The sequence below is a fragment of the Streptomyces sp. NPDC051561 genome, from assembly GCF_044454195.1.
GTDB lineage: Bacteria > Actinomycetota > Actinomycetes > Streptomycetales > Streptomycetaceae > Streptomyces.
Genome location: NZ_JBITDM010000023.1, coordinates 90,022 through 99,175 on the forward strand (window position 1 = coordinate 90,022; position 9,154 = coordinate 99,175).

Here is a 9,154-nt window from a genome sequence, read left to right on the forward strand (position 1 = left end):
TCAAGGCACTTAATCGACTCCGAGTTCTACGGGAGAGATCGCCGTGACCGAGCAGCCCGTGACCGCGCCCCCCTCCGAGCACAGCGCAGATGTGATCGTCGTCGGGGCCGGACCTGCCGGTTCCGCCACCGCGTACTACCTGGCGAAGGCCGGGCTCGACGTCCTCCTGCTGGAAAAGACCGCCTTCCCGCGCGAGAAGGTCTGCGGCGACGGCCTCACCCCCCGCGCCACCAAGCAGCTGGTGTCGATGGGGATCGACATCTCGGAGGAAGCGGGCTGGCTGCGCAACAAGGGCCTGCGCATCATCGGCGGCGGCCAGCGCCTTCAGCTGGACTGGCCGGAGCTGGCCTCGTTCCCCGACTACGGACTCGTCCGCAAGCGTGACGACTTCGACGAGCAGCTGGCCCGGCAGGCGCAGAAGGCGGGCGCCCGGCTGTACGAGCGGTGCAATGTCGGCGCGCCGGTCCTGGACGCCCGTACCGGACGTATCACCGGGGTCGAGGCCAAGCTCGGCGAGGAGAAGCTCCCCGTCACCTTCCACGCGCCTCTGGTGGTCGCGGCCGACGGCAACTCCACCCGGCTCTCCCTGGCGATGGGCCTGCACCGCCGTGACGACCGCCCGATGGGTGTCGCAGTCCGGACGTACTTCACCTCGCCCCGCCACGACGACGACTACCTGGAGTCCTGGCTGGAGCTGTGGGACCGGCGCGGCCCGCAGGACCGGCTGCTGCCCGGCTACGGCTGGATCTTCGGCATGGGCGACGGTACGTCCAACGTCGGCCTCGGCATCCTCAACTCCTCCAAGGCGTTCAAGGAGCTGGACTGGCGCGAGGTGCTCAAGGCGTGGTGCGCGTCGATGCCGGCGGAGTGGGGCTACACGCCCGAGAACATGACGATGCCGATCCGGGGGGCCGCCCTCCCGATGGCCTTCAACCGCCAGCCGCACTACACCAAGGGCCTGTTGCTGGTCGGCGACGCGGGTGGCATGGTCAACCCGTTCAACGGTGAGGGCATCGCGTACGCCATGGAGTCGGGGCAGATCGCCTCGGAGGTCATCGTGCAGGCCCACGCCCGGGCCACCCCCGCCCAGCGGGAGATGGCGCTGGCCCGCTACCCGCAGGTCCTGAAGGACACGTACGGGGGCTACTACACGATGGGCCGCGCGTTCGTGAAGCTCATCGGCAACCCGAAGATCATGAAGCTGGCGGCCGAACGCGGCCTCACCCACCCGGTCCTGATGCGCTTCACCTTGAAGATGCTGGCCAACCTCACCGACCCCACGGGCGGCGACGCGATGGACCGCATCATCAACGGCCTCGCCAAGGTAGCCCCCAACTCCTGACATCTCCTCCGCATTACCCCGCCCGCTTGGGCGGCGGCACGCCCGCGTTACCTCAGCCCGCTTGGGCGGCGGGGCCGCCCCCCGGGGGCGGAACGGGCGGGCAAGGGGGCGGCCCCCGACGGAGTCGCACCCCACCCGCCCCGCCCCACCCTGCTGAAATACTCCGCCCATGAACACGGCGACCACCACCCCTCCCTCCGGCACCGACTGGCGCCTGACCCCCGCCACCCCCACCGACATCGACCGCATCGCCGAACTCCGCGCCCAAGTCATGCGCCCCGACCTGGAACGCCTCGGTGTCTACGACCCGATACGCGTCCGCCAGCGCTTCCGCGACAGCTACACCCCCGAGCACACCCAGCTCATCGAAGTAGCCGGAACCTTCGCAGGATGCGTGGTCCTGCGCCCGGAAGCCGACACCTGCCGATGGCTGGAAAGCTTCTACGTCGACCCCGCCCACCAGGGCCGCGGCCTGGGCACCGCCGTACTGAACGCACTGCTCGCCCACAGCGACCGGGAGAACTTCCCGGTACGCCTCCAAGTCCTCCAGGGCAGCCCCGCCCGCCGCCTCTACGAGCGGCACGGCTTCGTCCTGGAACACGAGGACCCGGTCGACGCCTTCCTCATCCGCCTGCCGCGCGCCTGATCGCACCCACTACCGCGCCGCGTCGATCAGTTGACGCAACGCGCCATAAAACACCTCATGGTCCGCCAGCACCGGCAGGATCTCCTCCACATGACCCGTCAGCGCCGGAAAGGACTCCGGAGCCAGCGCGGCGAGCGCGGTCCGGGTGCGGGTCGCGTTCTCCTGCGGTGAGCGGTGGTCCACGAACGTCGCGCACCCCAGCGTGAGCAGATACATCCGGCGGTACGCCGCCATGGCCTGCGCCGCCGTCATCCCGTGCGCCATGTGCGCGGCGACCTCGGGCTCCGTCAGCCGGGCCAGCAACTGCGGCCCCAGCCACGGCCGCGCCCCGCGCAGCGCGGCCAGCCCGGGATGCGCCACCAGCAGTTCGTACAGCGCCCGGAACCGGATCCCGGTCGCCTCCGCCGCGTCCGTGCCCGGCGGAACCTCCGGAATGCCGGCCGCCAGGTGGTCCGTACACAGGTCGAGCAGTCCGGCGAGGTCGGTGCACCGCCGCTGCACGGTCGCGTGCGAGATGCCCAGCCGGTCGGCGAGGCTGCGGAAGCTCAGTGCCTGCGGGCCGTCGCGGTCGATGATCGACAGGGCGGTCTCCGCGATGAGTTCGGGGGTCGCGCGGTCCAGGGAAGGTGATTGCCTCGGCATGGGATACACCGTACGGTACGCCGTATCAAATGTTTGCGTCCTCGCCCTGGAGTCCCCGTGCCGCAGCTCAGCGCCCCGTACCTCACCCCCGGTGACATCAAGGCCGCCGCCGACCGCATCGCCGGACACATCCGGCCCGTGACGGTGGCCCCTGGCGACTCCGGCAGCTTCCTCGCCCTGGAGTTCATGCAGCACACCGGCAGCTTCAAGGCCCGGGGCGCGATGAACTTCCTGCTCGCCCACCGCGAGTCCGGCACCCTCCCTGACACCGGACTGACCATCGCCTCGGGCGGCAACGCGGGGCTGGCCTGCGCCTGGGCGGCACGGGAGCACGGGGTGCGGGCGACGGTGTTCCTGCCCGAGACCGCACCGCCGGTCAAGGTCGCGCGGCTGCGTACGTACGGCGCGGAGGTACGCCTCGTGGGCACCAGGTACGACGAGGCGCGGGCCGCCTGCTCCGAGTTCGCGGCGTCCTCGGGGGCGCTGGCCTCGCACGCGTACGACCACCCGCTGATCGCGGCGGGCGCGGGAACCCTCACCGAGGAGATCCTGAGCCGGGTTCCCGGCGGGCTGGACACGCTGGTGGTCTCGGTGGGCGGCGGCGGGCTCTTCGCCGGTGTCGCAACCGCCGCCCTGGAGCGCGGGGTCGAGGTGGTCGCGGTGGAGCCGGAGAACTGCCGCGCACTCCACGCGGCCCTGGAGGCGGGCCGCGTCGTGGACACCCCGGTGGACTCGATCGCGGCCGACTCGCTGGGAGCGCCCCGCGTCTCCGGGACGGCGCTCGCGGTGGCCATGCGCGACGGGGTGCGCTCCGTCCTCGTACCGGACGAAGCGGTCATCGCCGCCCGCCTTCGCCTCTGGGACGAGCGCCGCCTCGCCGTCGAGCACGCGGCGGCGACGGCGTACGCCTACCAACCGGCGCCGGGGGAGCGGGTCGCGGTCGTGCTGTGCGGGGCGAACACCGGGCTCGGGGATCTCAACCGGTAGGCCGCAGCCGGTAAGCGGGCCTGCTTGCCCGACCGACTTACGGACCCGGGCCCGCTTGGCTAGGTTCGGGCCATGACGCAGACAGAGTGGGAAGTACTGGACTCGGCACACCGGGCGATGCGGGAAGCGGTGGCTCAAGTGGGGCCGGGTGACTGGGGGCTGGCCACTCCCTGCGAGCAGTGGAACGTGGCTCAGGTGCTCCAGCACGCGGCGGGCGACCAGCTCGCGTACGCGGCGAAGCTGACCGGGGGCGACGGGCCGGCGTACGACCCGTTCGACCCCAAGGGCACCTTCGACGAGGGCGTCACGCCCACCGCGCTCCTCGAAGCGGCGCTGACCCGCACCACCGCCGCCTTCGCGGAGGTCGCGCCGGACGCCGTGGACGTCCCCGTACCGCTGCCGCCCTTCGCCCTGCCCGCCGCGCAGGCGGTGGGGGCGGCCGCACTCGACGCGGCCGTCCACGCCTGGGACATCGCGGTGGCCACCGGCGGCCGGTCCCCGCTCACCGGGGAACTGGCCCGCGCCCTGCACCCGGTGGCACTCGCCCTGGCCGAACCCCTGCGGGGCTTCGCCTTCGCGGACGCGCTCGCGCCGCCGGCGGACGGCGACGAGGCGGCAGCCCTGCTCCACTACCTGGGGAGGCGTGCGGACTGGGCTCCGACGGGGTGATCCCACCCCGGCCACCGGAAGCCCGATGAGTGGATTGCGCCCCAAATCCGCCCAGGACGTGCGGAATCACCCGTGGGGACGGCAACGGCCGAGGGCCGTCGCCCCCGGTCTTCCGGGAGCGACGGCCCTCGGCCGTACGAACTGAAGGGTGGAAGCGGGGACTCAGAGAACCCGCACCGCGCCGGTCGGCGGGTCGTAGGACAGCGGACGCTCGACGACGCCCGTGCTGGAGTTCTGCGCGCCGACGAAGTTGCCGCCGCCCACGTAGACGCCCACGTGATAGGCGCTGCCCGCGCTGCCCCAGTAGAGGATGTCGCCGGGCTGGAGGTTGTCGAGGCCGACCTGCGTGCCCGCGGTCGACTGACCCTGCGAGACGCGCGGCAGGTCCACACCGATGGAGCCGAACGCGGCCTGCATGAGACCGGAGCAGTCCCACGCGTTGGGGCCGGTGCTGCCCATCACGTACGCGTCGCCGACCTGGGCGCGGGCGAACGCGATGACGGCGGCGGCGCTGCCGCTCGCGTTGGAGGAGGAGGCGGTGGAGGAGGAGCCGGACGAGCCGGAGCCCTCCGAGGAGCCGGTGGAGGCGAGCGTGGTGCGGGCGGAGGAACGCGAGGCGCGTTCCTGCTCGGCCTGCTCCGCGGCCTTCTCACGGGCCTCGTCGGCCTTCTTCTTGGCCTCGGCCTTGCGGTCCGCCTCGGCCTTGGCCGTCTTGGCGTCCTTCGCGGCGTCCGCGGCGGCCGCCTCCTGGCGGGCCTGGCGGTCGTACTCGAAGGCGATCTGCTGGGTGGCCTCGGCGCTGGCCGTGGGGGCGGTGGTCGTCGCCGCGGTGGGGGCCGCGGTGAGCGTCGGCATCTCGACGGTCTCGTGAACCGGGTCGGCCATGGCCGGAGACGCCGCACCAGCCACCGCGATGGTGCTGAGGACGCCACCGGCAACTCCGGCTCGGAGCGCCAGCTTCGAGGCGCTGCGGCGGGGCTTCCGGTGGCTGGGTATGTGAGCGGTGTGGGACATGAGAACTACCGCTATCAGAGGTAACGAGTCGGCATCAAGAAACGTGGTCTGCGCCACAGTTGCCAACCAGCGGCCCGAATTGGGCGTCCGCGCACCCTTATTGACGCCGTAAAGGGCAAATCGGGCACACGCAGGCAACCCTGTGATCACGGGTTTTCCGCGATACGTCCGAATTGCCCCGACGCCTACCATCCGTTCACACGCATGGCCAAGCCCGTCTTTCTGACGGATCATCGACAGTGACGCAGGTCACAATCCCTGCCCGTGGTTTACGTCGTTGTCCCCGGAGTCCGCTTTCGGTCTCCGCGGCTCGTGAACGCGTGCACGTGTCCACTCGCCTCCCGGCCCCCCTCTCGCGCGGGTGAGCGCACGCGAATTCAGCTGAGCGGGAGAGGGGTGGGGTGTGCGCGACGGGACGAAAGGGTCGCTCCGCGCGCCTATCACGCGAGTCGCGTCCAGCTCCAATTTGCTTGTAGCAGCCACCTCTTGATAGAGCGCCACCCCTCTCACCAGCGCCAACGCGCCTGAATGTCACGTCTGGTGATCACTCGCGCGCTTCACGTACCTAGATCACCGTGCATCCGGCTTCATGATCCTTCGTCAGGTGGCAGAGATCACAAAGGCGTTGTCGTACCCCGTGTCGCAGATCACAGAGGGACAGGCATAGGATGCGGGGCAGTCAGGCTTGTGAACTGCCTCACATATCCGCGATCTTCATACCGTCCTCGCGGTCAAGGGCGAATGGGAGACGGGGAGAGGCGCACCGGCCCCCCCGCTCCGGGGCAAGCACGAGCCCGGCGCGGTCCAACGGTCAAGGACGACTGGAAGGAGCGAGGAGGGTGAATGCTTACGCGCCCATCCTTGTGCTCGGCGCCCTCGGGGCAGGGTTTGCGATCTTCTCCGTGGTCATGGCCACGCTTATCGGACCCAAGCGCTACAACCGGGCAAAGCAGGAAGCGTACGAGTGCGGCATCGAGCCCACCCCCACGCCGGCCGGCGGCGGACGCTTTCCCATCAAGTACTACCTGACGGCGATGCTGTTCATCGTCTTCGACATCGAGATCGTCTTCCTCTACCCCTGGGCGGTCTCCTTCGACGCCCTGGGGATTTTCGGGCTCGTCGAGATGCTCCTCTTCGTGCTCACCGTTTTTGTCGCGTACGCGTATGTATGGCGTCGCGGCGGCCTGGAATGGGACTGAGGGGCTGAGGGAACACCCATGGGACTCGAAGAGAAACTGCCGAGCGGCTTTCTGCTGACGACGGTCGAACAGGCCGCGGGCTGGGTGCGGAAGTCCTCCGTCTTCCCCGCGACGTTCGGCCTCGCCTGCTGCGCCATCGAGATGATGACGACGGGAGCGGGCCGGTACGACCTGGCCCGCTTCGGCATGGAGGTCTTCCGCGGTTCGCCGCGGCAGGCGGACCTGATGATCGTGGCGGGCCGGGTCAGCCAGAAGATGGCGCCGGTGCTGCGACAGGTCTACGACCAGATGCCGAACCCCAAGTGGGTCATTTCCATGGGGGTCTGCGCCTCCTCGGGCGGCATGTTCAACAACTACGCGATCGTCCAGGGCGTCGACCACATCGTGCCCGTCGACATCTATCTGCCGGGCTGCCCGCCGCGCCCCGAGATGCTGATCGACGCGATCCTCAAGCTCCACCAGAAGATCCAGGGCTCCAAGCTCGGCGTGAACGCGGAGGAAGCGGCCCGCGAGGCGGAGGAAGCGGCCCTCAAGGCGCTCCCCACCATCGAGATGAAGGGCCTGCTCCGGTGAGCGAGAAGCCAGTGAACGGAACCGGCTCGGGCGAGGGCGCCACCGGCGTCCCCGCCCAGCGCGACGAGAACGGCGAGGTGCTGCGCGTCCGCAAGGGCATGTTCGGCGCCAACAACGGTGGCGATACGACGGGTTACGGAGGGCTCGTCCGCACCGTCACCTTCCCCGGCGCCACCTCGCGGCCGTACGGCGGATGGTTCGACGAGGTCGCCGACGAACTCGAAGGAGCTCTGGAGGAGCAGGACCTGCTCCCCTCGAACGCCATCGAGGAGACGGTCGTCGACCGCGGCGAACTCACCTTCCACGTCGCCCGCGAGCACCTGCTGACGGTCGCCCGCACCCTGCGCGACGACCCGGCCCTGCGCTTCGAGCTGTGCACCGGTGTCAGCGGTGTGCACTTCCTGGAGGACAAGGGACGCGAGCTGCACGCGGTCTACCACCTGCGCTCGCTCACCCACGGCCGGCTGATCCGGCTGGAAGTCAGTGCCCCCGACGCCGATCCGCACGTCCCGTCGCTGGTCTCCGTCTATCCGACCAACGACTGGCACGAGCGCGAGACGTACGACTTCTTCGGCCTGATCTTCGACGGCCACCCCGCCCTGACCCGGATCATGATGCCGGACGACTGGCAGGGCTTCCCGCAGCGCAAGGACTACCCCCTCGGCGGCATCGCCGTCGAGTACAAGGGCGCCCAGATCCCGGCTCCGGACCAGCGGAGGTCGTACTCGTGACCACTCCCCCCTCCTCTCCTTCTTCCGCATCGGCACGGGAGACAACCGAAGGCACCGTCTACACGGTCACCGGCGGCGACTGGGACGAGGTCGTCCAGTCAGCGGCCAAGTCCGACGACGAACGCATCATCGTCAACATGGGCCCCCAGCACCCGTCCACGCACGGTGTGCTCCGCCTGATCCTGGAGATCGACGGCGAGACCGTCACCGAGGCCCGCTGCGGCATCGGCTACCTCCACACCGGCATCGAGAAGAACCTCGAATTCCGGAACTGGACGCAGGGCACCACCTTCGTCACGCGCATGGATTATCTGACGCCGTTCTTCAACGAGACGGCGTACTGCCTCGGCGTCGAGAAGCTGCTCGGCATCACCGACCAGATCCCCGACCGCGCCAGCGTCATCCGCGTCCTGCTGATGGAGCTCAACCGGCTCTCCTCGCACCTGGTGTGCATCGCCACCGGCGGCATGGAACTCGGCGCGACCACGATCATGATCTACGGCTTCCGGGACCGTGAACTCATCCTGGACGTCTTCGAGCTGATCACCGGCCTGCGGATGAACCACGCGTACATCCGCCCCGGCGGCCTCGCCCAGGACCTCCCGCCGGGCGCCCTGGACAAGCTCGCCGAGCTCCTGAAGACCATGCGCAAGAACCTGCCGGAGTACGACAAGCTCGCCACCGGCAACCCCATCTTCAAGGCCCGCATGCAGGACGTCGGCCACCTCGACCTCACCGGCTGCATGGCGCTGGGTGCGACCGGTCCGGTGCTCCGCTCGGCGGGCCTGCCGCACGACCTGCGCAAGACCGACCCCTACTGCGGCTACGAGACCTACGACTTCGAGGTCCCCACCGCCGACACCTGCGACTCCTACGGCCGCTTCCTCATCCGGCTCGAAGAGATGCGCCAGTCCCTGGACATCGTCGAGCAGTGCCTGGCCCGCCTCAAGGAGCCGGGACCGGTCATGGTGGCCGACAAGAAGATCGCCTGGCCCGCCCAGCTCGCCATCGGCGCGGACGGCCTCGGCAACTCCCTCGACCACATCCGCAAGATCATGGGCACCTCCATGGAGGCCCTGATCCACCACTTCAAGCTGGTCACCGAGGGCTTCCGGGTCCCGGCCGGCCAGGCGTACGCGGCAGTGGAGTCCCCCAAGGGCGAACTCGGCGTACACGTCGTCTCCGACGGCGGCACCCGTCCCTACCGGGTCCACTTCCGCGACCCGTCCTTCACCAACCTCCAGGCCATGGCAGCGATGTGCGAGGGCGGCCAGGTCGCCGACGTCATCGTCGCCGTCGCCTCCATCGACCCCGTGATGGGAGGCGTCGACCGATGACCGATGTGTCACTG

At 69.8% G+C, this 9,154-nt stretch carries 10 protein-coding genes; 8 read left to right on the top strand and 2 right to left on the bottom strand.

What is annotated here, in order from left to right; genetic code table 11:
• The first annotated feature begins 58 nt into the window (after positions 1 to 58).
• On the top strand, positions 59 to 1,342 hold the full coding sequence (locus ACIA73_RS34460) for a geranylgeranyl reductase family protein (RefSeq protein WP_399442903.1): 1,284 nt from the start codon (positions 59 to 61) through the stop codon (positions 1,340 to 1,342).
• 169 nt (positions 1,343 to 1,511) lie between these two features.
• A complete protein-coding gene (locus ACIA73_RS34465; protein ID WP_399442865.1) occupies positions 1,512 to 1,988 on the top strand; it encodes a GNAT family N-acetyltransferase in 477 nt (158 codons plus the stop codon).
• Between the two features lie 9 nt (positions 1,989 to 1,997).
• Here the strand turns inward: ACIA73_RS34465 and ACIA73_RS34470 are convergent, their stop codons facing one another.
• A complete protein-coding gene (locus ACIA73_RS34470; RefSeq protein WP_399442867.1) occupies positions 1,998 to 2,630 on the bottom strand; it encodes a TetR/AcrR family transcriptional regulator in 633 nt (210 codons plus the stop codon).
• 57 nt (positions 2,631 to 2,687) lie between these two features.
• On the opposite strand from ACIA73_RS34470, the gene ACIA73_RS34475 reads away from it, so the two are divergent.
• Positions 2,688 to 3,617 (top strand): threonine/serine dehydratase, encoded by a 930-nt coding sequence (locus tag ACIA73_RS34475; RefSeq protein ID WP_399442868.1) that lies wholly within the window; start codon positions 2,688 to 2,690, stop codon positions 3,615 to 3,617.
• 72 nt (positions 3,618 to 3,689) lie between these two features.
• Positions 3,690 to 4,286 (top strand): TIGR03086 family metal-binding protein, encoded by a 597-nt coding sequence (locus ACIA73_RS34480; RefSeq protein WP_399442869.1) that lies wholly within the window; start codon positions 3,690 to 3,692, stop codon positions 4,284 to 4,286.
• Positions 4,287 to 4,448: 162 nt separating this feature from the next.
• Here ACIA73_RS34480 and ACIA73_RS34485 read toward each other — a convergent pair whose 3' ends face one another.
• Positions 4,449 to 5,300 (bottom strand): C40 family peptidase, encoded by an 852-nt coding sequence (locus ACIA73_RS34485; RefSeq protein WP_399442870.1) that lies wholly within the window; start codon positions 5,298 to 5,300, stop codon positions 4,449 to 4,451.
• 839 nt (positions 5,301 to 6,139) lie between these two features.
• On the opposite strand from ACIA73_RS34485, the gene ACIA73_RS34490 reads away from it, so the two are divergent.
• The 4 genes from ACIA73_RS34490 to ACIA73_RS34505 are packed head-to-tail and all read left to right on the top strand — an operon-like array spanning position 6,140 to position 9,140.
• A complete protein-coding gene (locus ACIA73_RS34490) occupies positions 6,140 to 6,499 on the top strand; it encodes an NADH-quinone oxidoreductase subunit A (protein ID WP_189821185.1) in 360 nt (119 codons plus the stop codon).
• Between the two features lie 18 nt (positions 6,500 to 6,517).
• Complete coding sequence (locus ACIA73_RS34495) at positions 6,518 to 7,072, top strand: NuoB/complex I 20 kDa subunit family protein (RefSeq protein ID WP_384350743.1); 555 nt, start codon at positions 6,518 to 6,520, stop codon at positions 7,070 to 7,072.
• An 11-nt stretch (positions 7,073 to 7,083) separates the two neighbouring features.
• Positions 7,084 to 7,803: an NADH-quinone oxidoreductase subunit C gene (locus tag ACIA73_RS34500; protein WP_399442904.1), complete on the top strand. Its 720-nt coding sequence runs from the start codon at positions 7,084 to 7,086 to the stop codon at positions 7,801 to 7,803.
• Positions 7,800 to 9,140, top strand: a complete 1,341-nt coding sequence (locus tag ACIA73_RS34505) for an NADH-quinone oxidoreductase subunit D (RefSeq protein ID WP_399442871.1) — start codon at positions 7,800 to 7,802, stop codon at positions 9,138 to 9,140. The genes ACIA73_RS34500 and ACIA73_RS34505 overlap by 4 nt, the downstream gene beginning before the upstream one ends.
• Positions 9,141 to 9,154: the final 14 nt, after the last annotated feature.

Excerpts from the sequence above, each read along its gene's own strand:
- ACIA73_RS34465 (WP_399442865.1), top strand. The coding sequence starts at position 1,512 with ATGAACACGGCGACCACCACCCCTCCCTCCGGCACCGACTGGCGCCTG.
- ACIA73_RS34470 (WP_399442867.1), bottom strand. The coding sequence starts at position 2,630 with ATGCCGAGGCAATCACCTTCCCTGGACCGCGCGACCCCCGAACTCATC.
- ACIA73_RS34480 (WP_399442869.1), top strand. The coding sequence starts at position 3,690 with ATGACGCAGACAGAGTGGGAAGTACTGGACTCGGCACACCGGGCGATG.
- ACIA73_RS34485 (WP_399442870.1), bottom strand. The coding sequence starts at position 5,300 with ATGTCCCACACCGCTCACATACCCAGCCACCGGAAGCCCCGCCGCAGC.
- ACIA73_RS34495 (WP_384350743.1), top strand. The coding sequence starts at position 6,518 with ATGGGACTCGAAGAGAAACTGCCGAGCGGCTTTCTGCTGACGACGGTC.